At 72.1% G+C, this 24,619-nt stretch carries 25 protein-coding genes; 11 read left to right on the top strand and 14 right to left on the bottom strand.

The window, feature by feature from the left end; genetic code table 11:
- Window positions 1-186: 186 nt before the first annotated feature.
- From ACZ63I_RS06645 to ACZ63I_RS06625, 5 genes are read left to right on the top strand one after another with little or no spacing between them, the layout of a single operon-like run.
- Window positions 187-1,884 carry an ABC transporter substrate-binding protein gene (locus ACZ63I_RS06645; protein ID WP_469336026.1) on the top strand — a complete coding sequence of 566 codons (1,698 nt, stop codon included), beginning with the start codon at window positions 187-189 and terminating at the stop codon, window positions 1,882-1,884.
- The gene (locus ACZ63I_RS06640) at window positions 1,881-2,825 is read left to right on the top strand and encodes an ABC transporter permease (protein ID WP_469336024.1); all 945 of its coding nucleotides are present in this window, start codon (window positions 1,881-1,883) and stop codon (window positions 2,823-2,825) included. The genes ACZ63I_RS06645 and ACZ63I_RS06640 overlap by 4 nt, the downstream gene beginning before the upstream one ends.
- On the top strand, window positions 2,822-3,730 hold the full coding sequence (locus tag ACZ63I_RS06635; protein WP_469336022.1) for an ABC transporter permease: 909 nt from the start codon (window positions 2,822-2,824) through the stop codon (window positions 3,728-3,730). Before ACZ63I_RS06640 ends, ACZ63I_RS06635 begins: the two co-directional genes overlap by 4 nt.
- Complete coding sequence (locus ACZ63I_RS06630; protein WP_469336020.1) at window positions 3,727-5,451, top strand: dipeptide ABC transporter ATP-binding protein; 1,725 nt, start codon at window positions 3,727-3,729, stop codon at window positions 5,449-5,451. Before ACZ63I_RS06635 ends, ACZ63I_RS06630 begins: the two co-directional genes overlap by 4 nt.
- 1 nt (window position 5,452) lies before the next feature.
- Window positions 5,453-6,883: an LLM class flavin-dependent oxidoreductase gene (locus ACZ63I_RS06625; protein WP_469336018.1), complete on the top strand. Its 1,431-nt coding sequence runs from the start codon at window positions 5,453-5,455 to the stop codon at window positions 6,881-6,883.
- On the opposite strand, the gene ACZ63I_RS06620 is transcribed toward ACZ63I_RS06625, so the two are convergent.
- Entirely contained in the window at window positions 6,857-7,852 is a 996-nt protein-coding gene (locus ACZ63I_RS06620; RefSeq protein ID WP_469336017.1) for a PLP-dependent cysteine synthase family protein, read from the bottom strand. The two genes, ACZ63I_RS06625 and ACZ63I_RS06620, sit on opposite strands and share 27 nt — an antisense overlap.
- Window positions 7,853-8,021: 169 nt before the next feature.
- Between ACZ63I_RS06620 and ACZ63I_RS06615 the strand changes: the two genes are divergently transcribed.
- From ACZ63I_RS06615 to ACZ63I_RS06605, 3 genes are all read left to right on the top strand, one after another.
- Window positions 8,022-8,204 carry a putative leader peptide gene (locus ACZ63I_RS06615; protein WP_469336015.1) on the top strand — a complete coding sequence of 61 codons (183 nt, stop codon included), beginning with the start codon at window positions 8,022-8,024 and terminating at the stop codon, window positions 8,202-8,204.
- A gap of 136 nt (window positions 8,205-8,340) precedes the next feature.
- Complete coding sequence (locus ACZ63I_RS06610) at window positions 8,341-9,450, top strand: LLM class flavin-dependent oxidoreductase (RefSeq protein WP_469336013.1); 1,110 nt, start codon at window positions 8,341-8,343, stop codon at window positions 9,448-9,450.
- 10 nt (window positions 9,451-9,460) lie between these two features.
- Entirely contained in the window at window positions 9,461-10,813 is a 1,353-nt protein-coding gene (locus ACZ63I_RS06605; RefSeq protein ID WP_469336011.1) for an NtaA/DmoA family FMN-dependent monooxygenase, read from the top strand.
- Window positions 10,814-10,850: 37 nt separating this feature from the next.
- On the opposite strand, the gene ACZ63I_RS06600 is transcribed toward ACZ63I_RS06605, so the two are convergent.
- From ACZ63I_RS06600 to ACZ63I_RS06570, 7 genes are all read right to left on the bottom strand, one after another.
- Entirely contained in the window at window positions 10,851-11,408 is a 558-nt protein-coding gene (locus ACZ63I_RS06600; protein WP_469336009.1) for a hypothetical protein, read from the bottom strand.
- 63 nt (window positions 11,409-11,471) lie between these two features.
- Window positions 11,472-12,731 carry a cytochrome P450 family protein gene (locus ACZ63I_RS06595; protein ID WP_469336007.1) on the bottom strand — a complete coding sequence of 420 codons (1,260 nt, stop codon included), beginning with the start codon at window positions 12,729-12,731 and terminating at the stop codon, window positions 11,472-11,474.
- Window positions 12,728-14,014: a cytochrome P450 gene (locus ACZ63I_RS06590; protein ID WP_469336005.1), complete on the bottom strand. Its 1,287-nt coding sequence runs from the start codon at window positions 14,012-14,014 to the stop codon at window positions 12,728-12,730. The genes ACZ63I_RS06595 and ACZ63I_RS06590 overlap by 4 nt, the downstream gene beginning before the upstream one ends.
- Window positions 14,011-14,721 carry a GTP-binding protein gene (locus tag ACZ63I_RS06585; RefSeq protein ID WP_469336003.1) on the bottom strand — a complete coding sequence of 237 codons (711 nt, stop codon included), beginning with the start codon at window positions 14,719-14,721 and terminating at the stop codon, window positions 14,011-14,013. Before ACZ63I_RS06585 ends, ACZ63I_RS06590 begins: the two co-directional genes overlap by 4 nt.
- Window positions 14,699-15,064, bottom strand: a complete 366-nt coding sequence (locus ACZ63I_RS06580; RefSeq protein WP_041998874.1) for a DUF742 domain-containing protein — start codon at window positions 15,062-15,064, stop codon at window positions 14,699-14,701. The genes ACZ63I_RS06585 and ACZ63I_RS06580 overlap by 23 nt, the downstream gene beginning before the upstream one ends.
- Window positions 15,061-15,492 carry a roadblock/LC7 domain-containing protein gene (locus ACZ63I_RS06575; protein ID WP_469336001.1) on the bottom strand — a complete coding sequence of 144 codons (432 nt, stop codon included), beginning with the start codon at window positions 15,490-15,492 and terminating at the stop codon, window positions 15,061-15,063. Before ACZ63I_RS06575 ends, ACZ63I_RS06580 begins: the two co-directional genes overlap by 4 nt.
- The gene (locus ACZ63I_RS06570) at window positions 15,489-16,970 is read right to left on the bottom strand and encodes an ATP-binding protein (RefSeq protein WP_469335999.1); all 1,482 of its coding nucleotides are present in this window, start codon (window positions 16,968-16,970) and stop codon (window positions 15,489-15,491) included. The genes ACZ63I_RS06575 and ACZ63I_RS06570 overlap by 4 nt, the downstream gene beginning before the upstream one ends.
- 320 nt (window positions 16,971-17,290) lie before the next feature.
- Between ACZ63I_RS06570 and ACZ63I_RS06565 the strand changes: the two genes are divergently transcribed.
- Window positions 17,291-17,746: an SsgA family sporulation/cell division regulator gene (locus tag ACZ63I_RS06565; RefSeq protein WP_469335997.1), complete on the top strand. Its 456-nt coding sequence runs from the start codon at window positions 17,291-17,293 to the stop codon at window positions 17,744-17,746.
- Between the two features lie 19 nt (window positions 17,747-17,765).
- On the opposite strand, the gene ACZ63I_RS06560 is transcribed toward ACZ63I_RS06565, so the two are convergent.
- Both ACZ63I_RS06560 and ACZ63I_RS06555 read right to left on the bottom strand, forming a co-directional pair.
- A complete protein-coding gene (locus ACZ63I_RS06560; protein WP_469335995.1) occupies window positions 17,766-18,521 on the bottom strand; it encodes a GAF domain-containing protein in 756 nt (251 codons plus the stop codon).
- A 42-nt stretch (window positions 18,522-18,563) separates the two neighbouring features.
- Window positions 18,564-19,415, bottom strand: coding sequence for an ANTAR domain-containing protein (locus ACZ63I_RS06555; RefSeq protein WP_469335993.1), 852 nt, complete (start codon window positions 19,413-19,415; stop codon window positions 18,564-18,566).
- A gap of 149 nt (window positions 19,416-19,564) precedes the next feature.
- Between ACZ63I_RS06555 and ACZ63I_RS06550 the strand changes: the two genes are divergently transcribed.
- Both ACZ63I_RS06550 and ACZ63I_RS06545 read left to right on the top strand, forming a co-directional pair.
- Window positions 19,565-21,382 carry a thiamine pyrophosphate-requiring protein gene (locus tag ACZ63I_RS06550; protein WP_469337012.1) on the top strand — a complete coding sequence of 606 codons (1,818 nt, stop codon included), beginning with the start codon at window positions 19,565-19,567 and terminating at the stop codon, window positions 21,380-21,382.
- A complete protein-coding gene (locus tag ACZ63I_RS06545) occupies window positions 21,379-22,359 on the top strand; it encodes a YihY/virulence factor BrkB family protein (RefSeq protein ID WP_469335991.1) in 981 nt (326 codons plus the stop codon). The genes ACZ63I_RS06550 and ACZ63I_RS06545 overlap by 4 nt, the downstream gene beginning before the upstream one ends.
- Before the next feature lie 63 nt (window positions 22,360-22,422).
- On the opposite strand, the gene ACZ63I_RS06540 is transcribed toward ACZ63I_RS06545, so the two are convergent.
- From ACZ63I_RS06540 to ACZ63I_RS06525, 4 genes are all read right to left on the bottom strand, one after another.
- Window positions 22,423-22,923: a hypothetical protein gene (locus ACZ63I_RS06540; RefSeq protein WP_469335989.1), complete on the bottom strand. Its 501-nt coding sequence runs from the start codon at window positions 22,921-22,923 to the stop codon at window positions 22,423-22,425.
- The gene (locus ACZ63I_RS06535; RefSeq protein ID WP_469335987.1) at window positions 22,907-23,398 is read right to left on the bottom strand and encodes an RNA polymerase sigma factor; all 492 of its coding nucleotides are present in this window, start codon (window positions 23,396-23,398) and stop codon (window positions 22,907-22,909) included. Before ACZ63I_RS06535 ends, ACZ63I_RS06540 begins: the two co-directional genes overlap by 17 nt.
- Window positions 23,399-23,559: 161 nt before the next feature.
- The gene (locus tag ACZ63I_RS06530; protein ID WP_469335985.1) at window positions 23,560-24,183 is read right to left on the bottom strand and encodes a class F sortase; all 624 of its coding nucleotides are present in this window, start codon (window positions 24,181-24,183) and stop codon (window positions 23,560-23,562) included.
- Window positions 24,180-24,542 (bottom strand): sortase-dependent protein, encoded by a 363-nt coding sequence (locus ACZ63I_RS06525; protein WP_469335983.1) that lies wholly within the window; start codon window positions 24,540-24,542, stop codon window positions 24,180-24,182. The genes ACZ63I_RS06530 and ACZ63I_RS06525 overlap by 4 nt, the downstream gene beginning before the upstream one ends.
- Window positions 24,543-24,619: the final 77 nt, after the last annotated feature.

Raw genomic sequence — 24,619 nt, 5'->3', positions numbered from 1 at the left:
CTCCAGCCGTTCGTCCTCCTAGGGCCTGATCCCAACGAAAGACCCTGGCCGCCGCGCGGCGTCGCGCGCCGATCCGGCCTGCCCGCCGTGCCGGCCCTCCGCTCCCGCGCCGCTGTCTGCCTTGACGACCGCCCCTGATCTTTGCGACGACCCGGCCTTCGGGCTGCCCGGTCTGAGGAGAACTCCGTGTCCACACTCCCGTTCCGAAAACTGGCGAAGAGAGCTGTCCCCCTGATCGCCGCAGCGGCCCTGCTCGCCGGGTGCAGCACATCGGCCCCCGAAGGCGCGTCGCCAGCGGCGCGGAGCGACGGGCAGAGCACGGCCAAGGCCGGCCAGGTGCTGAACGGCGGCGGCGCCCCCGTCGACGGCGGCACACTGAAGCTGTCCATGTCGGCCGACCCGCTCTGCCTCGACCCGCACGCCATCTCGGCCGACACCGAGCAGATACTCGGCCATCTGCAGTTCGACAACCTCACCTATCTCGGCAAGGACGGTGCGCCCAGCCCCTGGCTGGCGACGTCCTGGACCATCTCGCCCGACGGCAGGACCTACCGGTTCACGCTCAAGAAGGGCGTCACGTTCGCCGACGGCACCCCGTTCGACGCGCATGCCGTGGTGGTGAACTTCGAGCACATGCTGGACCCCAAGACCCGCTCGCCGCTGGCCGGTCCGTACATCGCGCCGTACGAGAGCAGCAAGGCCGTCGACGACCACACGCTCGATGTCCACCTCAAGACCCCGTACAGCCCGTTCCTCAGTGTGCTGGCGCAGGGCTGGCTCGGCATGCAGTCGCCCAAGGCGATCCAGGAGTCCACCCCGGCCGAACTGTGCGCGCACCCGGTGGGCTCCGGGCCGTTCAAGCTGACCAAGTACACCCCGAACGTGGGCGCCAGTTACGTGCGGCGCGACGACTACGACTGGGCGCCGCCCGCGCTCGGGCAGAGCGGTCCGCCGCATCTGGCCGGTGTCGACCTCTCCTGGATCGGCCAGGACCCCGTACGGTACAACTCGCTGGTCAGCGGCCAGTACCAGCTCACCGGATACGTACCGCCGCAGAACGGTGCGGCGCTCGCGTCGAACGGTGACTTCGTCTACGAGAACGTCAACCGCATCGGCTGGCCCTTCACGCTGGACTTCAACACCGGCAGGGCGCCGCTCGACGACATCGACGTCCGTACGGCGCTCGTGCGCGGCGTCGACACCAAGGCCATCGTCGACACCTCGCAGTTCGGCCAGCGGCCCACCGCCACCAGCTACTTGGACTCGGTCACCGCCTTCTACGACCCGTCGGCCAAGCTGCCCGGGTACGACCCCACCGCCGCCGGTGAGCTGCTGGACAAGGCCGGCTGGAAGACGAAGAACGCGGCCGGGTTCCGCACCAAGAACGGCAAGGAACTCGCCCTCTCCCTGCCCGTGTCGAACGCGACGACGGTCAGCCCGGTCTACGACCTGCTCCAGGCGCAGCTCAAGAAGATCGGTGTCAACCTGAAGATCGAGCTCCAGCCGCAGACCCAGGTCACCACCCGGCGCTACCAGGGCGACTACGACGTGCTCTCCGGTGTGTGGCACACCAACACACCGGACGTGCTCTCCATCAAGTACGCCTCCAGCCAGATCCCCGACGCCAAGCACCTGGGCCAGAACCTGGCCAGGCTCTCCGACCCCGCCCTCGACAAGGTCCTCCAGCAGGCGCGCGAAACCACCGACAGGGCCCGGCTCACCTCGCTCTACTCGACGGCGCAGAAGCGGCTCGTCGCCGATGTGCCGGGGCTGCCGATCTACCAGAACACCGTGCTCTGGGCCTTCAACAAGAAGCTCCACAACGTGGTGGTCAACACCTCCCACGGCACCCCGCTGCTCACCTACGCCTGGCTCTCCCGATGAAGGCAGCCTCGATCGCCCGCAGGGCGGGCTGGCGGATACTGGCCGGGACCGGTGTGATGTGGGGAGCCGCCACCGCCGCCTTCTTCACCCTGCACGGCACGGCGGGCGACGCCGCCCTGTCGACCGTGTCGGGCCAGGGCGCCGACCCCACCCAGGCGGTGCTGGAGCAGGTGCGCAGCGACTACGGCCTCGACCTGCCGCTGTGGCACCAGTACACCGACTACCTGGGCCGGCTGCTCCACGGCGACCTGGGCGAGTCGTACCAGCAGCGACTGCCGGTGAGCCGCGCCATCGGGGCCCAACTCGGCCAGACCGTCGAACTGGCCGTGGGCGCCGTCGCCATCGCCCTGCTGCTCGCCCTCACCGTCGGCGTCCTCACCGCGAAGCGGCGCCGCCGGTGGATCGGCCCCACCACGACGGGCGGTGAGCTGGTGCTCGCCTCGATGCCGACCTTCGTGCTCGGTCTGATCCTGCTGCTGGTCTTCTCGATCGGCCTCGGCTGGTTCCCGGTGTCGGGGCAGGAGGGCTTCCGCTCGCTCGTCCTGCCGATGTGCACACTGGCCCTGCCGGTGGCGGCCGTGCTCTCCCAGGTGCTCAGATCGGAGCTGGAGGACGTGCTGGAGCAGCCGTTCATCCTGACGGCGCGGGCGCGCGGCATGCGGGACGCCGGAGTGCGCTTCCGGCACGCCCTGCGGCACGCGCTGATCCCGCTGGTCACCATGTCGGGATCGGTCATCGGGTGGATGCTCGGCGGCGCCGTCGTCACGGAGTCGCTGTTCAACCGGCAGGGGCTCGGGCAACTGATGCTCACCGCCACCACCAACAAGGACATCCCGCTGGTGGTCGGTGTGATCATCTTCGCCGCCCTGGTCTATGTGATCGTCAACCTCGTGGTGGACATCGTGTACACCGTCGTCGACCCGCGGGTGGTGACCCGGTGAGCGCGCCGACCACGACCAAGACCGAAGCACCGCCCAGCACACCACCCACCGCGGCGTCCGCCGCTTCGCGCACCGCCTGGCTGCGCTCCCGGCGCCCGCGTGTCGGTACGGCCCTGGCCGTCGCCTTCCTGGTGCTGCTCGCCGTCGCCGCGCTCGCACCAGGGCTGCTCACCGCGCAGGATCCCCTCGCGACCGGCGGCGATCCCGGCTTCCTCGCACCGTTCCGCAGCCAGGCGCACATCCTCGGCACCGACCAGGCGGGGCGCGACCTCTTCTCCCGGCTGGTCCACGGCACCCGCGCGTCCCTCGCCATGGGGCTCGGGGCCACCGCCATCGGGGTGACCGGCGGCACCGTGCTCGGGCTGCTCGCCGGGCTCGGCACCCGCTTCACCGAGTCCCTGGTGATGCGGCTGCTCGACATCGTGCTCGCCATCCCCGAACTGCTGCTGGCGCTCGTCGTCATCGCCCTGCTCGGGGTCGGCACCGTGGACGCGCTGGTCGCCGTCGGCGTCGCCACCGTCCCGTACTACGCCCGGATGGTGCGCGCCCAGACCCATGTGGTGCGCCGATCGGCGTACGTGGAAGCGGCGACCGCCCTCGGTGTGCGCCGATCGACCGTCGTGCTGCGGCATGTCCTGCCGAACGCCGTCCGGCCCCTGATGGTGCTCGCGACCATCGGTACGGGCACCGCCATCGGCGTCGGCGCCAGCCTCAGCTTCCTCGGGCTCGGCGCCAAGCCGCCCGCGCCGGAGTGGGGCAGCATGCTCTCCTCCGCCATCCCGTACATCTCCAACGACTGGGCCCTGGTGGCGCTGCCGGGCGGCCTGATCACACTGACCGTCCTCGCCGTGACGGTGGCGGGGCGCGACATCAAACGCCGCAGCGAAGGAAGGACGGGCCCGTGAGCACCACAGCATCCGCACGAGAACCGGTGACACCCGCGGCCCCTGAGCCACGCCCCGGTGCCGGTGCGCGTACCGGTGGCGCGCGGCTGCTCGACGTGGCGGGACTGCGCGTACGGTTCGGCTCCCGCACCGCACAACCCGTCGTGGACGATGTCTCGTTCACCCTCGACCGGGGCGAATGCCTGGCGCTGGTCGGCGAGTCGGGGTCCGGCAAGAGCGTCACGGCCCGCACGCTCGTCGGGCTCACCGGCGCCGGCGCCGTCCTCGAACACGACCGGCTGCTCTTCGACGGCGAGGACTCGTCCCGTTTCCACGAGGCGGCCTGGCGCCGGATCCGCGGCAGCCGCGTCGGTTTCGTCATGCAGGACGCGCTGTCCTCGCTGGACCCGCTGCGGCCCGTCGGCCGCGAGATCGCCGAACCGCTGCGGCTGCACGCGCCCCTGACGAAGCATCAGCGTGAGGCGAAGGTCCTCGACCTGCTCACCTCCGTCGGGGTGCCGGAGCCCGCCTTCCGGGTCACGCAGTATCCGCACGAACTCTCCGGCGGACTGCGGCAGCGGGCCCTCATCGCGTCCGCCATCGCCTGCGACCCCGAGCTGATCATCGCCGACGAGCCGACCACCGCGCTGGACGCGACCGTCGCCGCGCAGGTGGTCGATCTGCTCAGAGAACTCAAGACGGCGGACCGGGCCCTGCTCGTCATCAGCCACGACCTGGCCGTCGTCGCCCGCCTCGCCGACCGGGTCGCCGTGATGCGGGACGGCCGGATCGTCGAACAGGGCCCCACCGAGCAGGTGTTGAACGATCCCGCGCACCCCTACACCAAGGAACTGCTCGCCGCCGTACCGTCGGCCGCCTCCCGCACCACCCGGCTCAGCCCGGCGCCGCCGGCCACCGTCAGCACCGACCGGAGCACCCGGCGGCGCCGACGGCCCGACCGGGGCACCGTCCTGATCGAGGCGACCGGCCTGACCCGGTCGTACAAGGGCGGAGACGGGGTGGCCCGCAAGGCCGTGGACGACGTGTCCTTCACCCTCGCGGCGGGCGAGACGCTCGGCATCGTGGGGGAGTCGGGCTCGGGCAAGACCACAACGGCCCGTATCGTGCTCGGCCTTGAGACGGCCGACGCCGGGACCGTGACCCTGCGCGGGCGGGCGTGGCAGAGCCTGACCGCCCCCGAACAGCGGGACGAACGGCGCCATCTCCAGGTCGTCCACCAGGACCCGCTCGCCTCCTTCGACCCGCGCTACACCGTGGAGCGGGTGCTGACCGAGGCGCTGCGCGTGGCGCGGGTCCCCCGCGGCGCACGGCGCACCCGGCTGCTCGAACTGCTCGCCCTCGTACAGCTCGACGCCGCTCTGCTGCGGCGCCGCCCCATCGAACTGTCCGGCGGCCAGCGCCAGCGCGTCGCCATCGCCAGGGCCCTGGCGCCCGAGCCGGAGATCATCGTCTGCGACGAGCCGGTCTCGGCGCTCGACGTCTCCGTACAGGCCCGCATCCTCGACCTGCTCACCGATCTGCAGCGCGAACTGGGCCTCGCCTACCTGTTCATCTCGCACGACCTCGGGGTGATCCACCACCTGAGCGACCGGGTGCTGGTCATGAAGGACGGGGCCGTCGTGGAGTCGGGCGGCGTCGAGGAGATCTTCGACCGCCCGGCCCACCCCTACACCCGAACCCTGCTGAGCGCCGTGCCACGGCTCACGACCGCCGGAGACTGATGTGAAAGAACCCAAGAAACTCCACGTCAACCTGTTCGAGATGAACTGCGTCGGACACATCTCGCACGGCCTGTGGGTGCACCCCGACAACAACCGGCACCGCTTCAACGACATCGAGTTCTGGCTGGAGTTGGCGCAGCTCCTGGAGTACGGGACGTTCGACGCGGTCTTCCTCGCCGATGTCATCGGCGCCTACGACGGCTTCCGCGGCGGACCCGCGACCGCGCTCACCGAGGCCGTCCAGATCCCCAACAACGACCCGCTGCTGCTGATCCCCGCCATGGCGGCCGTGACCAAGGGCCTCGGCTTCGCCGCCACCTTCTCCACGACGTACGAACCGCCGTTCGCCTTCGCCCGCAGGATGAGCACGCTCGACCACCTCACCAAGGGCCGCGTCGCCTGGAACGTCGTGACCTCCTACCTGCCCAACGCGGCCCGCAACTTCGGCCTGCCCGACGAGGTCGACCACGACCACCGCTACGAGATCGCCGACGAGTACCTGGACGTGCTCTACAAACTCTGGGAGGGCTCCTGGGACGACGACGCGGTGGTCCAGGACGTCGACAACCGCGTCTACACCGACCCGGCGAAGGTCAGGTACATCGACCACGTCGGCCGCTACTACAAGGTGGCGGGACCGCACCTCTCCCAGCCGTCACGCCAGCGCACCCCCGTCATCTACCAGGCCGGCAGCTCCACCGCGGGACGGGCCTTCGGCGGCCGGCACGCCGAGGCGGTGTTCGTCGGCGGCGGCACCCTCGAAGACACCCGCACCTACATCGAGGGATACCGCGCGCAGGCCAAGGCGGCGGGCCGCGACCCGCGGCACATCAAGTTCCTCGCGGGCGCCTCCGTCATCGTGGGCAAGAGCGACGCTGAAGTCGCCCGCAAGGTCGACGAGTTCACCGCGCTGCGCAGTGTGGACGGCTACCTCGCGCACTCGGGCGCCGGCCTCGACTGGACGCGCTACGCGGCCGAGACCCGGATCGGGGAGATCATCGCCCGCAAGGACCCCGGATACCAGCGCCTCATCCGGCAGTACAAGCCGGAGTTGACGGTCGGCGACATCATCGCCCGCACCGGCCGCTTCGACCGGGGACCCTTCTACGTGGCGGGCACGCCGGCCGTCGTCGCCGACGCCATCGAGAACTGGCTGGACGAGGGGGGCATCGACGGCATCAACCTGCGCCAGTTCCTCACCCCGGGCACCGCGCGGGACTTCATCGAGCTGGTCGTCCCCGAACTGCGCCGCCGGGGCCGGTTCCGCGAGTCGTACGAGGACGGCGAGACCCTGCGCGAACGGCTCTTCGGGCAGGGCAACGCCCGGCTGCTCGACGACCACCCGGGCACCCGCTTCCGCGACCTCGCGGGCACGGGCCGCGCCGCAGGGCCCGGACCGGTCGCCTCAGCCGGGGAGTTCGCCGTCCAGTAGGCCGAGTTGACGCATCCAGTCGTCGTCGAACACCTTGGAGAGATAGTTGCGGCCGGAGTCCGGCAGTACGGCGACGACGAGATCGTCCGGGGTCAGCCCGGCCGCCACCCGTACGGCGGCGGCCACCGCCGTACCGGCAGAACCGCCGACCAGCAGGCCCTCCTCGCGGGCCAGCCGGCGGGCGGTCAGCAGGGAGTCGCGGTCGCTGATCCGCTCGAACCGGTCGACGACCGCCTGGTGGTAGGCGGTCGGCCAGGTGTCGTCGACCGTGTCCGGGTGGCGGGAGTGGCCGATGCTCTCCACGGAGTACGCGCCGCCGTCGCCGCCGGAGTAGACAGACGCCTCCGGGTCGGCGCCGACGACCGTCACCCGGCCGCCGCTCGCCTTCTTGAGGTACTCGCCCGTTCCGGAGATGGTGCCGCCGGTGCCGATGCCCGACACCAGATGCGTGATCCGCCCGTCGGTCTGCCGCCAGATCTCCGGACCTGTCGTGCGGAAGTGGACCTCCGGGTTGGCGGGGTTGTCGTACTGGTTCGCCAGCCAGGCCCCCGGGGTCTCTGCGGCGACCCGGCGGGCCACCGAGCGCACATGGTCAGGATGCTCGCGCGGCACATTGCTGGGGCAGACGACGACCTCGGCGCCGTACGCGCGCAGCAGGGCGACCTTCTCCGTACTGCTCTTGTCCGAGATCGAGAAGACGCACCGGTAGCCGCGCTGGGCCGCGATCATGGCCAGACCGACCCCGGTGTTGCCCGACGTGCCTTCGACGACGGTGCCGCCCGGCAGCAGCGCCCCGGACTCCTCGGCCGCCTCGATCATCGCCAGCGCGGCGCGGTCCTTCACGCTGCCACCGGGATTGACGAACTCCAGCTTCACGTAGACCGGCGCGGGCGCCTCGCCGGTGACGCGGTTGAGTCGCACCAGCGGGGTGTTGCCGACCACGTCGGCCAGGGATGCGTGGACGTCCAAAGCAGTGCTCCTTGCGTGCGCTCGTACCGCCGGATCCGCGAAGTCAGCCGCGGCCAGGCTATCCGGGAGGCGCGGCCCCGCGGGCGGCGGGCACGGCGGCCGGCGCATCGTTTCAGTCGTATGAAATGCGGCTGCCGGGGGAAATGCCGACCGCGCGCCGACGGTTACCGTGAAGGACGATCACACGCTTCGGCGCGGCGGCCGACGAGCCGCCGCCCGATCCGACGACGGCGAGGTGAACGGTATGCGGGCGCGCCACTTCGGCGACGACGGGCCGTTGGTCTCCCGGCGCCATGTCGACCTGCTCCGGGTGAGCAGCGCGCTGTGTCCGAGGACATCGCCGGGCCGCTGAGAGCCGGTGTGCGCCTCGCACGCCCCGATGTTCCTCAGCCGCGTCTCGCGTGTCCGGCAACTGCCGCGTCCGGCCTGCCCGTACGCCTCGGCCGCCCCCTGCCTGCCCTGAACTCACCTCGACCGGAGGCACCCCCATGACTGACAGCGACGCCGGGCCCACCGCACTGCACATCGCCCTGGAGGCCGACGGCGACGGCGCCCATCCGGCAGCCTGGCGCCACGCGGGACGGCCGCCCGCCGCCGTACTGACCCCGGCCGCCCTGCGGGAGGTGCTCGGGGCGGCCGAGGGCGGCGGCTTCACGCTCGTCACCTTCGCCGACTCCCCGCTGCCACCGGGTACAGGGCAGGGGCCGGTCGGCCGGCTGGAGGCCGGGACCAGGGCCGCCTACGTCGCGCCGCTGACCGACCGGATCGGCCTCGCACCCACCCTGCATGCCGCCACCACCGAACCGTTCCATCTCGCGACCCAGTTGGCGAGCCTGGACCACGCCTCGCACGGCCGGGCCGGCTGGGTGGTCGGCGCGTCCGGCGGACCGGACGACCTCGCGACCGTCGGGGGAGTGGCACCGTCCGCCGCAGCGCTGCACCGGGAGATCGCCGACGTCATCGACACCGCCCGCGCCCTGTGGGACTCGTGGGAGGACGACGCGGTCATCAAGGACGTGGCCACCGGCCGGTTCGTCGACTCCCGGCGCATCCACCACATCGACTTCGAAGGGCCGGCCTTCACGGTCAAGGGCCCGCTGATCACGCCGCGTCCGCCGCAGGGCCAGTTGGTCGTCCTCGTCCCCGACACGCTGGACGCCGACGCGCGCGCCGACGTGGTCCTGGTCCGACGGCCCGATCCCGCCGCCGTCGCCGCCCGCGCCGGGCAGGCCAGGGAGGCGGGCGCCCCGCTGGTCTTCGCCGACGTGGAGGTCGTCCTCGACGCGGGCAGGCCGGCCGCCGCCCGGCTCGCCGAGCTGGACGGCGCTGCCGAGTGGCCGTCCTCCGGTGCGTTGCGCCATGTCGGCTCCCCGGACCAACTGGTCGACCTGCTGGGCCGGTTGGCGGAGTCGGTCGACGGGGTCAGGCTGCACCCCGCCGTACTCGCCGTCGATCTGCCGGTCCTGACCGAGCGGGTGCTGCCGGAGCTGGCCGCCGCGGGGCTGGCCCGCGCCCCGAGGGCGGGCGACACCCTGCGCGAAACGCTCGGCCTGCCCCGTCCCGCCAACCGATTCGCCCCCGCGGCGACGAGCAACTGAGGTGACTGCCATGACCGGACCCGAACCCCGACCCCGGCTCCATCTCGGCGTGTTCTTCACCGGCGTCGGTCCGCAGTTGATCTGGACCGACCCGGACGCGCTCTCCCACACGGCGATCGAGACGTTCGTGGAGATCGCGCAGACCCTCGAACGCGGCCTGTTCGACGCGTTCTTCCTCGGCGAGGGGCTGCGGGTACGGGAGAACCGCGGCCAGGTCTTCGACCTCGACGTGGTGGGCCGCCCCGACGCGATCACCCAACTCTCCGCACTCGCCGCCGTCACCGAGCGGATCGGCCTGGTCGCCACCCAGAACACCACCTACAACTACCCGGCGGACCTGGCCCGCCGGCTGGCGAGCCTCGATCTGCTGTCCGACGGCCGGGCCGGCTGGAACGTCGTCACCACCGACAACGCCTGGACCGGCGCCAACTTCCGCCACGGCGGCTGGCTGGAGCACGAACGCCGCTACGACAGGGCGGGACAGTTCGTCGAAGCGGCCAAGGAGCTGTGGGCGTCCTGGGCCCCGGACGCCGTCGCGCCCGACGGGCGGGCCGCCGGCTGGGCCAGGCCCGGCGCCGTCAGCCCGGTGGAGCGGGACAGCGACCTCGTACGGCTGCGGGCGACCGCCACCGTGCCGGGCAGCCGGCAGGGCCGACCTGTGCTGTTCCAGGCGGGCGACTCCGACGGCGGACGCGAACTCGCCGCGCGCCACGCCGATGTGGTCTTCTCCGCCAACACCGAGTACGGCAAGGCCGTCGCCTACGCGGCCGACCTGCGCGACCGGCTGGCCCGGCACGGCCGTACGCCGGACTCGCTGCGGATCCTGCCGGGCGCGAGCCTCGTCCTCGGCGACACCCCGGCCGAGGCGGCGGAGAAGGCCCGCTGGGTGCGCGGCGAGCAGGTCAACGGCCCCCGGTCGATCGCGTTCCTGGAGCAGTACTGGGGCACCGACCTGTCGGGGTACGACCCGGCAGGACCGCTGCCCGACATCGAGCCGACCGAGGGCGAACTCGACCCCTCGCGGGGCACGATCTCGGTCGAGCGCCGCAGCGGCAAGCTGGCCCTGATCCAGAAGTGGCGCGACCTGGCAGCCGAACGGAACCTGTCGATACGCGAGTTGGTGGCCGAGGTCTCCCCGGGCCACCCGTCGTTCGTCGGCACCCCCTCGTCCGTCGCCGACGAGTGGACCCGCTACGTCAGCAGCCGCGCCGTGGACGGCTTCAACCTGCTGCCGCACCTGCTGCCGGCCTCCATCGACGACATCGTCGACAAGCTCGTGCCGGAACTCCAGGAACGGGGCGTCTACCGCACCGAGTACACGGGCACCACCCTGCGCGAGCACCTGGACCTGCCGCCGCTGTGACGTCCGGACAGCGCCGCCGTCGCCGCCCCCGACGGCGTCAGCGGCCGAACGTCTCGGCCAGGCGCACCTGGTGGCCGTCCTCCTCCATCAGGATCACGGTGACGCCGAACGGGTTCAGATGGTCCATCTCCATAGGAATGAAGGCGTAGTCGACCGCCGCCTGGACGGGCGGCGGCAACGCGCCGCCCGGCTCGGGCGCGAGGGGCTGCTGCCACCGAGGTTCGGCCGGCGCGTCGGCGCGGACTTGCGCCTCGTAGGGGAACCGGTGCAGCACGTGCCCGTCCCGGGTGGCGTGGACCAGGTTCAGGCACGGTGCGGGGCCCGAGACGGGCAGATGGCAGGCGCTGGCGACATCGCCGGTCTCCCAGGCGAGCACGACCTCGTCGGCGCCGGCCGCCGCCGCGATGTTCGACAACTCGGCGACGGCGGTCAGCGCGTCGTCGCCCGCCGTGTAGGGGCGGACCCAGATCAGCCCCACCAACTCGCCCCGTACCAGCGGCATGATGACCGGCCTCGGCACGGCGCCCCTGCCCAGCTCGGCGCTGTAGGCGCCCTTCATCGAGCTGACAAGCCCGTCCCACGTCCGTGCGTCCACGGAACTCCCCTTCACCCTCTGCTGCCTTCGGTCACCGCCGACCCTGTCACACGGCGCGCACCGTCAGCGGGCCGGGCTGTGCAGCCGGGCGCGCAGTTCCTGTACGCCGTTGCCGATGAAGCTGGCGTGCCGGGGGAGTTCGGCGTCCGGGAGGATGAGGTCCAGGTCGGGGAAGCGGGTAAAAAGCTGCTCAAGGGCGATGGTCGCCTCCAGCCTGGCCAGCGGCGAGCCCAGGCAGAAGTGCGGGCCGTGGCCGAAGGAGATGTGCCGGTTGGCCCCCCGGGTGATGTCGAAGCGGTCGGCGTCCGGACCGTGGGCCGCCGTGTCGCGCCCTGCGGCGGAGTAGGCGGCCAGCACCGGGGTGCCGGCGGGGATCTCGGTCCCGGCCACCGTCAGGTCGCGGGTGGGGTAGCGGAACGGGAAGTAGCTGACGGGGCTGTCCCAGCGCAGCGTCTCCTCCACCACGTCCGACCAGGTGGCCCGTCCTGCGCGGACCAGCTCCAACTGGTCGCGGTGCGCGCACAGGGCGCGGACGCTGTTGCCGATCAGGTTCAGCGTGGTCTCGTGCCCCGCGATGATCATCAGCAGCAGCGTACCGACGAGTTCGGCCTCACTGAGCTGGTCGTCCTCGCGCTCGCTGGCCGCGATCAGGGCGCTGGTGAGATCGTCCCCGGGCGCCGCACGGCGCGCTTCGACGACAGCGGCGAGCGCGGTGAGCACATCACGGCTGGCTGCCTGCGCGACCTGCGGGCTGACATCGGTGCTGACGATCCGGTTGGACAGTTCGTGCAACTGCTCCCGGTGCTCGCGGTCGACGCCGAGCAGTTCGCTGATGACGTCGAGCGGCAGCGGCAGCGCGAAGTGCCGCCGCAGGTCGACGGTGCCGTCACCCTCCGCCGCCACCCGATCCAGGCCGTCCAGCAGCTCGGCTGTCAGCGCCGTCACCTTCGGCCGCAGCGCCTCGACCCGGCGCGGGGTGAAGGCGGCGGTCACGAGGGAGCGCAGCCGCCGGTGCTCCGACCCGTCGGCCGTGGTCATGCCCTGCACGCTCGCGAAGGCCCGCAGCGGCCAGTCCTCCGGGATCCGCCCGTCGTGCAGCGCCGCGAAGTGCGTATCGCCCTTGGCGACATCGGGGTGGGCCAGGAAGTCCTTGAGCGCCTCGTGCCCGAGGACGGCCATGGCCGGCACCTCGCCGGGCAGGACCACGGGCGCCACACCGCCGCGGGCGAGAAGGGCGGCGTTGGCGGCGTGCGGGCAGCCGCCCGCCGGGTCGATCCGGTACGGGACGTCCACGGGCGGTTCGGGTGCGGGGGACGAGGTCAACGGAGTGCTCCTGCCTGCCGTGCGAGGTGCGGTTGCGGGGCGGTGAATCGGACGGGCAGGGCGCGCAGCCCCCTGCTCCAGGGAGAGTTGATCCAGGACAGCTCCGATTCGGGTACGGCCAGTGTGAGGTCGGGCAGCCGGTGGCGGATGGTGTCCACGGCGGCCCTGGTGATCAGCCGGGCCGGGTCCTGCGCCGGGCAGGCGTGCGGCCCGGCGCCGAACGCCAGATGGGAGCGGTTGCCGACGACCGGGACGCCGTCGGCGGGCAGAATGCTCGGGTCGGCGTTGGCGCCGGCCAGCCCCAGGATGAGCATGTCACCCGTACGGATGTCCTGACCGCCGAACCGCAGGTCGCCGGTGGCGTAGCGGGCGGGGAAGTTCTGCGTCGGCGGGAACCGCCAGAGGACCAGGTCCAGCGCGTCGTCGACACTGAGCCTGCCGCCCGTCAGCGAGGACTGGAACGAGGGGTCGCACAGGATGATGCGCAGCGTGGTCGCGATCCAGTTGAGGACGGTCTGGTTGCCGGCCACCAGGATCGACACCAGATTGGCCTGTACTTCCGCGTCGGACAGATTCGCCGGATGGCGCAGCAGGACGGACGTGATGTCCGTGCCGGGCCTGCGCCGCTTCTCCGCGATGAGGTCGTACAGGATCTCGTCCATCCGCTTGCCGGAGCCGGCGGACGACGCGTCGGCGCGCGACAGTCCTGAGATGGCCCGCACCAGGTCCTGCCCGGTGGCCTCGTCGAGACCGAGCAGACCGGTGATGACCCGCATCGGCAGCTTCCTGGCGTAGTCCAGCACCAGATCGGCCTCGCCGCGGTCGGCGAACCCGGCGATGAGCTGCTCGGCCGCCGCCTCGACCGTACGGCGGAGCTGGTGTCCGTCCACGCCGGTCAGGGCGAGCGAGACGGGCCGGCGCATCCGGCGGTGCTCGCGGCCGTCGGCGAACAGCACGGCGGGCCGGTAGCCGACCATCGGCAGGATCGGTGAGTCGGCGGGCACCTTGCCCTCCCGCATGAGCCGCCAGCGGCGCGGGTCGTGCGAGAAGTGGTGCTCCTCCCGGGTGAGCCGCAGCAGCTCGCTGTGGCCGAGGACCAGCCAGGCGTCGAGTCCGGGGGCGAGCATCACCGGCGCCACCGGGCCGTGCACGCGCCGCAGTTCCTCGTACAGGGCGGGCAGCGTGTCGCCGTCCAGCTCGGGCCCGTACAGCGGCGTCGGCGTCGCGGGGTCGACGGACGGTGTCCGCTGGTGCGGTGGGACGGCGGAGGGGGTGGCGGTCACGCGAGCTCCCTGACGGAGTCGATGTGGATGAGGTGGCGTACGAGCGTGATCAGGGCCCGGACGCTGGAGGTGCGGTCGCGGGCGTCCAGGACCACCAGGGGAGTGCTGGGCAGCAGGTCGAGCGCGGTCCGCAGATCGTCCTCCGGATGGGTGGGGCTGTCGGGGAACTGGTTGACGGCCACGACGAACGGCAGGTCGAGGTCCTCCAGATGCCCGAGGGCGTCGAAGCTGGCGCTCAGATCGCGGGTGTCCACCAGGGCGAGACCGCCGAGCGCGCCGATGGCGAGGTCGCGCCAGGCCGGCAGGAAGCGGTGCTGGCCCGGCGTGCCGAACAGGTAGAGCACCAGTTCGCCGCCGAGCGTCATCCGGCCGAAGTCCAGCGCGACCGTGGTGGTGGTCTTCGCGGCGGGCCCGCCGGTGTCCACCCGGGAGCCCGCCTGCGTCATCGCCGCCTCGGTCTGGAGGGGGGCGATCTCGGAGACCGTGCCGATCAGGGTGGTCTTGCCGACCCCGAGCGGACCGACCACCATGATCTTGGCCGCCCCGGCGACGCCCGGCGCGAGATACGCGGGCGCGCTCGCCCCTGGTGCGCCCGCGTCCGAGGTGCCGCCGTCCGTCGCGCTCCCGTCCGTCGTGCTCCGGTCCGGCGCGCCGCTCTCCATGACACCGACGCCCGACGACGGCTCAGATTTGTTGTTCGAGGCCATCCAGGATCCTTTGCAGCATGCTCACGTCGGTGCGTTCGGCCCGGCGAATGGGCGGACGGGTCAGTATCAGACCCCAGGTCAGAAGGTCGGACAGCAGCACCCGGACCACCGGCAGGGGCTGGTCGATGTACGCCGCGACCTCCCCGACCGAGATCAGCCCCTGGCAGTACGCCAGGATGTCGCGATGCTCCGGCTGTAACGCCGCCGCCCCGGCGGGCTGCTCCGGGTCGACGGCGACCACCAGGGACTCCCAGGACAGCGTCGGCCCCTCGGCGTCCGCCCGGCCGCCGGTGATGACGTAGGGCCGGATCGCAGGGACGGTCCGTTCCTGCGGTTCCGTCATGACGACGGGCTCACCGGCTCTCGCGCGGGGTTGCTCAGGTGCTCGTTGATCTTCACGACCAGCACCTGCATCTGATGGGCCACCCGCCCCATGTCGGCGTCGAGTTCGGCCGCGACCCCCAACTGCGCACCGACACCGCCCGAGGTGAACAGCACGAAGCCGCGATCGGACTCCACCATCACCTGCCGTACGGCGGCGTCCTCCCCGTACAGCAGGGCGGCGGTGGATTTGCTGGTCGCCGCCAGCGCGGCGCTGGCCGCCGACAGCGTGTCGGCGGTGTCCTTGCCCAGCGCGGGCGCCGACTCGGCGGACGACCGGCCGCGGAGCAGCCCGTCCTCGGACAGGACGACGGCGTGCCGCACACCGGGCAGCGTGGTCAGGGGTTCCAACATCCAACCCAGGTCGGGAAGTCGGGCGATTCCGGTCATGACCGGCCTCCATCATCGTGTGTAGGTACGTCGTCGCTGTCCACGGCTGTGCCGTCTGTCTCGTCGCTGTCGTTGCCGTCCCCGCTGCCCGCCGCGTTGCTCCGGCGGCCCTTCAGCGTGCCGGCCACCACACTGGAGATCGAGGCGGCGGCGGCCTCCGGCGACCAGGCCGGGGCGTCCTCCGCCTCGCCGGCCGCCGACAGCGGCTGCGGGTCGGCCGAGCCGGTCGGCCGGGCGGCGACGGCGGACGCGCCCCGGCGACGGCTACGCCTGACGGGCAGCCCGCCCGGGGTCTGCGCGGCCACCGCGACCGGAACCGCCGTACCGCTGTCCTCGGCGAGCGGCCTGGCCGGCGCCGCGCCGGCCGCCGGCTCGGTCAGCAGGGCGAGCGGCACGAACGTCACCGCACGGGTACCGCCGTAGGCCGAAGCGCTCGAAAGCTCCACCCGGAAGCCCAGTTCACGTGTCCAGCGTCCGACGCAGGCGAGGCCCAGCCGGGGTACGGCGCCGAGCTGGGTCAGGTCCAGATCGTCCCGCAACTGCGCGGTGGCCTGCTCCAGCACGTCGTACGGCATGCCGAGTCCCGCGTCGTCGATCTCCACCACGGCCCCGGCCGCCACTTCCCGTACCGTGACGACGACTTGGGTGGAGGAGGGCGAGTACACCGTGGCATTCTCCAGGAGTTCGGCGATGCTGTGCATCAGCCCCTCCACCACGGGAGGCGCCACGTACAGCGACTCGCCGCCGTGCACCGAGACCCGCTGGAACTCCAGGATGCGGGACTTCGCCCCGCGAACGCAGTCGTAGAGCGAGACGGGCCGCGACTCCCGCACGGCGGGCCACACCCCGCACATCACCAGCAGCACCTGCGCCTTGCGGGTCATCTGCGCCGCCGCGTGGTCGGCCTGCATGACCGGGCCCATCAGCCGCGGATCGCTCAGCGTCTGCTCGACCCGGTCCAGGACCTCCTGCTGGACCGTCGCCATCTGATGGACCGTACGGGCGACGGCCTCGAAGGCCGCCATCACCGCGTCCCGCATGGCCCGCTCCTGGCGGACCGCCTCCGCGGGCCCCTTCTCGGCGAACCACGCGACCAGCGCGTCCATGTCCCTGGCGAAGGTCTCGCCGGTGGCGTCGGGCCGCGCGAACCTGCCGGTGAGGCCGGTCAACTCCTGCCCCGTACGCACCTGTTCGACGACCGCCGGCAACTCGGCCGTCAGGGCGGCGACCGCCGCGCCCCGGGCCTGCGCCGTGCTCTGGTCGCGCCGGTACTCCGCCCGTACCGACAGGAGCCGGTGGCGCAGCCACAGCGCCCAGCCCACCGCCAGGACGAACGCCGCCGCGCAGCAGCCGGCCAGCAGCGGCCGCGCGGATTCGGGGAACGCCCAGCCGGCGAGGGCGGCGCAGCCCGCCGCCACGACCACGACGCTCACTGACCAGGCCGCCCGGCGGGCCGTCCCGCTCAGCACGGCGACCACACTCTGACGTTCACACAAACCACGGCCACGAAGATAGAAACCTTCCCGAAATTGTGGGGCTCCCGGGGCGGGAGTGATCGGAAACGTTCAGATCATATGAGCAATTAGGTGACTGCGGGCGGTAGTTGTTCGATTGTTGTCGTCACGCCCCGCTGCCGCCGGTCGGCGGCAGCGCGCGGGCGGCGCGAACAATTTCCGGCATACGGGTATGGAACGGCCGCGCCGGGGCAGCAGACTGATCGCCTTCCGCCTACGGCGGTCAGCGCGGCGACGGCGCGCGAGAAGGTGCCCCTGTCCTGCCGTGCTGAAACGGAAGCTCCATGACCCGATGCCCCACGTCCGCCGCGACACGCCTGGGCGGTCAGGAGCCTCCCGACCTGGTGACGACGGCGCGTCAGATGCGGCTGCCGGACGCCGGAGTCCCGGTGCACGCGCGGTTCCGCTACGACAGCGCCGACCCGTTCGGCGTGACACTGGTCCTCACCCCGGCCGGCCACCCGCCGGTCGTCTGGCACCTCTCGCGCGAACTGCTCAGCTCGGGTCTGCGGGTCTTCTCCGGCATCGGAGCTGTCCGGGCGTGGCCGTCGCCCGGCCAGGGAGCCGAGGGCCAGCTCCGGCTGCGTCTCGGTCCCAGCGAGGGGTACGCGCTCTTCGAGATCGACCGCGCGGGGCTGCGGCGCTGGCTGGACCGTACATACGCCTCCGTGCCCAGGGAGACCGAGGCGCAGGGCGTGGACTGGGACGCGCTGACCACCCGGCTCCTGTCGGAGCCCTAGCCGAATCCCGGTCGGGCCGTCAGCCCGCTTCCGGGGTGAGGGGCTCCCCCCGGGACGTGATCACGGCGGCCGGGTCGAGCGTGCGGTGCACGAGTTCCTGGGCGATCTCGCTCGGGCGGCTGCCCTGCCGCGAGCTGTACGCCCGCAGAGCGGCCGCCGCCTCGGCCGGGGTCAGCAGTCCGTCGGCCGCGAGCATGCCCTTCGCCGTCTCCACGGTCGCCTTCGCCGAGATGACCGCCTGGACCAGGGTGAGGACGTCCTGCGGACGTACCGGCTCCGCCTTCCACTGCATCAGCGCCACGGCCGTGACATCGGCGAAGGCGCCCGCGAGCCGCAGGTCGTCGTCGGACAGCGCGCCGGGCGCGGCGCCGAGCAGGTTGAGCGCGCCGATCACCTGGCTGTTGACCCGTACGGGCACGGCGTGCGCGCTGCGAAATCCCGCCGCACGCGCCAGCGGTACGAACCCCGGCCAGCGGTCCTCGTGTTCGGCGAGATCCGCCGCGTCCACCGGCCGGCCCTCACGCCGGCACTCCACGCACGGGCCTTCGCCGGTCTGGAGCTGGAAGATCTCCAGCAGATCGGCGCGGTCGTCGGACACGGCCATCGTCCGCAGCCCCGCCCGCGCCGTGACCATCATGATCCCGGCGGCCTCGGCACCCGTGAGCCGCACGCAGTGGTCGACGAGCCGGTCGACCAGGGCCAGGGGATCCACGCCAGGGGCGAAGGTGTCGGCGAGGCTGACAAAAGCCTCCGAGATCTGCTGCTGGCGGCTCATGCCGGATCCACCGTCTCTGTCTTCGGCGCCGCGGTGACGGGCCTATTCATCGAGGATCACTCTGTGTGCGATGACGTCCCGGGCGACCTCGGTCACCGTCCGGCCCTCCAGGAAAGCGTACGCGCGCAGTCTGGCCAGGGCGTACTGAGGATCTACGCCGAGCTGCACCATCACCATGCCCGTCGCGTAGTGCACTTCCTCGTGCTCGCTCTGCGCCGCGTCCAGCCAGGAAGTCACGTCCTGTCCGCCGACCGCCCCCGCGCCGGCGTCCGCTGCCTGCAGCCGCATCAGCGCCAGCGTGATGGCGTCCCCGGCCGGGAAGGCGAAGGCCATGTCACGCGAGCTGAGATTGCCCGGCTGCTCCCGGTAGAGGTCGAGCGTGCCGACGGTCATGGCCTCACTGCCGAGCGGCAGGGAGAAGACGGCCCGCACGCCCAGCTCCACGGCGCGCTGCGCGAACACGGGCCAGCGCCGCGCGTCGACGCCCTGGGTGAGATCGCCGGCGAGCACCGGAGCCGCGAGGAGCAGGGCGCTGTGGCACGGCCCGTCCCCCAGTGTGTACTGCGCCTCGGCCAGGGCCTCGGCCACCGGACTGCTCGACCACCACAACGTGCGCACCTCGGGCCCGCCCGAGAGGGAGACCGAAGCGCCGGTGATGTCGAGGACGTCCACGCACGCCCGGCACAGCGCCGCGGGAATCTCCTGCGCGTCCCGTCCGTCGACCGCGACGGCCAGCGCGTGGAACAGCCGGTCGCGACCGCCGGGGCCGGCCCCGCCCGGCGCGTACGCGCCGGACCGGCGCGTACTGCTCTCGTCGTCCCCGTCGAGACCGCCGGGATCCATCGCGTCCACCTCCGGCAACGACGCCCGATCGTCGTCGCATCCACTGCCCATACTATTCACCCCCGTCCGCTGCCCCCGGCCGGGCGAGCGCGCGTTAGGCCCTGGAAATCGCGGGTACTGCGGGATACGTCCCCCGGCGTCCTCAACCCCCACGATTCCGTCACCGCCCCGCGATTGCACCGAAAGGCCAACCCGTGTCGATCAAGGTGTCCGACTTCGTCCTCCAGCGGCTGCGCGAGTGGGACGTCGACCATGTCTTCGCCTACGCGGGCGACGGCATCAACGGCCTGCTCGCCGCGTGGGGGCGGGCGGCGAACAAGCCCACGTTCATCCAGTCCAGGCATGAGGAGATGTCCGCGTTCGAAGCGGTCGGCTACGCCAAGTTCTCCGGCAAGGTCGGGGTGTGCGCCGCGACCTCCGGGCCCGGCGCGATCCATCTGCTCAACGGCCTGTACGACGCGAAGCTCGACCACGTACCGGTGGTGGCGATCGTCGGGCAGACCAACCGCAGCGCCATGGGCGGCTCGTACCAGCAGGAGGTCGACCTGCTGAGCCTGTACCAGGACGTCGCGTCCGACTTCTGCGAGATGGTGACCGTCCCCCAGCAACTGCCGAACGTGATCGACCGGGCCATGCGCACCGCCTACGCCAAGCGCACCGTCACCGCCGTCATCATCCCCGCCGACGTCCAGGAGCTGGACTACACGCCGCCGACGCACGCGTTCAAGATGGTGCCCTCCAGCCTCGGCGTCGGCTCGTACGCGCCGGTGCCTGCCGTCGAGGAGATCAGCCGCGCTGCCGAGGTGCTGAACGCGGGCGAGAAGGTCGCCGTCCTGATCGGGCAGGGCGCGCGCGGCGCCCGCGCCGAGGTCGAGGAACTGGCCGACGTACTCGGTGCGGGGGTGGCCAAGGCGCTGCTCGGCAAGGACGTCCTGTCCGACGAACTGCCGTATGTGACCGGCTCGATCGGGCTGCTCGGCACCCGGCCCTCGTACGAGCTGATGCAGGACTGCGACACGCTGCTCGTGGTCGGCTCCAGCTTCCCCTACAGCCAGTTCCTGCCCGAGTTCGACCAGGCGCGCGCCGTCCAGATCGACATCGACCCGTTCATGGTCGGGCTGCGCTACCCGTTCGAGGTCAACCTCGTCGGAGACTCCCGCGCGACGCTCAGGGCGCTGCTGCCGCAGTTGGAGCGGAAGAAGCACGGCAAGTGGCGCAAGAAGATCGAGAAGGACACCGCCCGCTGGTGGGAGGTCATGGAGCGGCGCGCCGCCGTGGACGCCGAGCCCGTCAATCCCGAATACGTCGTGCACGCACTCGACGCGCTCCTGCCGGACGACGTGATCCTGACCGCCGACTCGGGTTCGGCGGCGAACTGGTACGCCAGGCATCTGCGGCTGCGCGGCGCGATGCGCGGCTCGCTGTCCGGCACGCTCGCCACCATGGGCCCCGGCGTCCCGTACGCCATCGGCGCCAAGTTCGCCCACCCGGACCGGCCGGCCATCGCCATCGTCGGGGACGGCGCCATGCAGATGAACGGCATGGCCGAACTCATCACGGCCGCCAAGTACTGGCCCGAGTGGCAGGATCCGCGGCTGATCGTCGCCGTGCTCAACAACCAGGACCTCAACCAGGTCACCTGGGAGATGCGCGCCATGACCGGCGCCCCGCAGTTCCTCCCCTCGCAGGAGCTGCCCGACGTCCGGTACGCGGACTTCGCCCGGTCCATCGGCCTCGAAGGCGTACGGGTCGAGGAGCCCGGTGAGGTGGAAGGCGCGTGGCAGCGCGCGCTGGCCGCCGACCGCCCCTTCGTGATCGACTTCCGTACGGACCCGGCCGTGCCGCCGATCCCGCCGCACGCCAGTCTCGACCAGATCGAGGCCGCCGCCTCCTCGATCGTCAAGGGCGACAGCGACCGGATGGGCATGATCCGGCAGGGCCTGAAGTCCAAGGCGCAGGAGATGCTGCCCGGCCACCGGCACCGCGACGACCGGCCGGGCACCGGGGAGGACGCATGAGTATCGGGCCTGACGAGCAGGTCGAGCGGCGGGCACCCGACGAGCCCACCGCACTGTCCGGGCGCTCGTGGTGGGCGGTGCTGAAAGGCACGGCCAAGGAGTTCAAGGTCGACGAACTCGGCGACCGCGCGGCGGCGTTGACGTACTACAGCGTGCTGTCCCTGTTCCCTGCGCTGCTGGTGCTCGTCTCGCTGCTGGGGGTCGCCGGGCAGTCGGCGAGCGACCAGGTGCTGGACAACCTCAAGCAGCTCACACCCGGCTCGGCGCGGGACATCGTCAGCGACGCGGTACGGCAGTTGCAGGGCAACGGCGGACTCGGCTCGATCCTGGCCGTGGTGGGGTTGCTGCTGGCCGTGTGGTCCGCCTCGGGGTACGTCGCCGCGTTCATCCGCACGTCGAACGTCGTCTACGACGTGCCCGAGGGGCGCCCGGTGTGGAAGGTGCTGCCGGTCCGCGTCGCCATCACCGTGGTGCTGATGCTGATCGCGGTGGTCAGCTCGCTGATCGTCGTGTTCACCGGCGGCCTGGCCCAGCAGGTCGGCACCTCGCTGGGGATCGGCGGCACGGCACTGACCGTCTGGTCGATCGCGAAATGGCCGGTGCTGGTCGTCCTGGTCACGGCCATGATCGCGCTGCTGTACTGGGCCTCGCCCAACGCCAAGGGCCGCGGCTTCAAATGGATCACCCCGGGCAGCCTCCTCGCCCTGGTGCTCTGGATGATCGCTTCGGCGGGCTTCGCCTTCTACGTGGCCAACTTCAGCTCGTACAACAAGACGTACGGGACGCTCGCCGGGGTCATCGTCTTCCTGGTGTGGCTGTGGATCAGCAATCTGGCGATCCTGCTCGGCCTGGAGTTCGACGCCGAACTGGCCCGTCAGCGCGCGGTCGCCGGCGGCTACCCCGCGGGCAAGGAGCCCTACGTCGAACCCCGGGACACCCGCACCTGGACCGAGGAGGAGAAGGAGCGCCTGGCCTGAGGGCGCATGCGGACCTGCCACATCGGCGGACCTGCCACACCGGCGGACCTGCCACACCGGCGGTCAGCGGCCGGAGCGGTCGGCGGCGCCGGGCCCCGGCACTTCCCGCGGCCGGGAGGCGCTGCCGCGTACCGGCGGCGATGTGACGGACCGGGCGGGGGCTGCCGTGCTCGCGGTCTGGGTAGCGCCGGTCCCCGGCCGGTCGGACGGGCCGGAATCCACGGGTCCTGGCCGCGCCGACGGGGTCACCAGGGGCGGTGCGGCGGGCAGGGTCGGTGTCGGCGCGGGTCTCCTCGCCGGCGGCGGCGCCAGCGGGACCGTCGGGGACGCGGGCCGCTGCGACGTCGACAGGTCGAGCGGCAGCGCGACGAGGACGGCAGCGGCGACCGCGCCCGACACACCGATCCCGGCCGCGGTACGCAGCAGCCGGCGGCGGCCCGCACTCCGGCGGATCGCCCGGTAGCCGCCGGGCGGCGGGGCGAGGTAGTCGGAGCTGGGCCGCAGGATGTACGTCAGCGGGTCGTCGGGTTCGAACTCCGGACCCTCGTCAGAGTGTGTGGTCAAGGCTTCTCCTCAGATGTGCGCGGAGCAGTTCTCTGGCCGCGTGGAGATCGGCCTTGACGGTCCCTTCCTTGCGCCCGGTCAGCACGGACACCTCCCGGATCGGCATGTCAGCGTAGTAGTGCAGCAGGATCGGGACGCGCAGCCGTTCCGGCAGCGACTGCACGAGCAGCCGCACCGAAGGGTCGGCCTGCTCCTCCCGCGGACGCACGGCCGCCTCGGCGGTGGCGCGGTGCACGGCCTTGCGCTCGCGCTCCAGTTTGCGCCAGTGGTCCCGGACGAGGTTGGCGGCGGTGACGTAAAGGAAGCCCCGCGGCTCGGCGACGGACGTCCAGCGGGCCCACAGCCGGGTGAACGCCTCGGAGGCGATCTCGTGGGCCGTCCCGTCGTCGTCGACGAGCCGGCGGCACCAGCCGGCGAGGCGCGGGTAGACGGCGGCGAACAGTTCGGACGCTGCCTTCTCGCGGGACCGTTTCAACGTTCTCCATGGTCGTGATGCGTGGTGGGGGGTGAGGGTGGGGGGACGGATCCCGGGCCGGTGGCGTACGGCCCGGGATCCGGGGGGACGGGGGCGGCGGGTCAGTGGCTCACTGCTCAGCGGCCGACTGCTCAGCGGCCGACTGCTCAGCGGCTGACTGCTCAGTGGCTGACCGAGTTGAGCGTGGCGAACACGATCACGTTGTCGCGGTAGCCGTCACCGGTCCGGGGACCGCCGCAGGTGATGAGCCGCAACTCCGGCCGGTCCACGTCCCCGTAGACCGCGTCCGTCGGGAAGTCCGCCTTGGACACCGTACGTACGCTGTCGACGGCGAACCCCGCCGCCGTACCGTTCGCCAGGCGCGCCACGATCCGGTCGCCCCGCCGCAGCCGCGCCAGGTGGCGGAAGATCCCGTCCCCGTAGGCGCCGACGGTGACATGCCCCAGGATCACCGAGGGACCGCGCTGGCCCGGTGTCGGTGAGTGCCGGTACCAGCCCGCGCGGTCGTGGGCCGTGACCGGTGGCACCTGCACACTGCCGTCCGGCGCCAACCCCAGTCGCATGAGCGGGGTTTCGACGCCGATGGCCGGGATCCGCAGGGTGACGGGGACCGAACGCCCCACGGCACGCACCGCTTTCGCGGAAGGCCGCACGGGCGGCCGCGCGGGCGGCGGCGTACTGCGGGGGAGTGCGTCCGTCGCACGCCCCTCGCCGTGACCGCCGCAGCTCACCAGCAACGAGGCCAGCGCCGCTGCGGCGAACGCGCGCCTGGAGAGCGGGGTCATGCCAAGGTCGCCCGGCGGCGGCGTACCACGAACACGGCGGCGCCGCCGGCGACGAGCGCCGCAGCGCCCGCGCCGATCAGCCCCTCGGTGGTGCCCGACCCGGCGGGCGCCGTGGCGACACCGGTGTCGGGCGCACCGCTCGGTACGACGGAGACCTCACCCGCGCGGTCGGTCGGACGGGTCGGGGCGGCGCTCGGCACCGCGCTCGCACGCGTGGCGGGCGCCTGGGTCACGGAGTCGGAAGGCCGGGCCGGTGCGGCGCTCGGGGACGGGGTCTGCCCGTCGGCGAACGCGGGCACCGTGCTCGCCAGCACAGCGGCGCACGCGAGTGCCATGGCGAAGGGGACAGTTCGGCGCATGAATCGCTCTCTTTCGTCGGTCCGCCCGCGCTCGTACGGCAGCGGGCCGGGTTGCGGATCGAGAGGAGAGACGAGGC

Source organism: Streptomyces sp. NPDC087906, from assembly GCF_055584925.1.
This window is presented reverse-complemented; position numbering and strand designations above follow the sequence as displayed.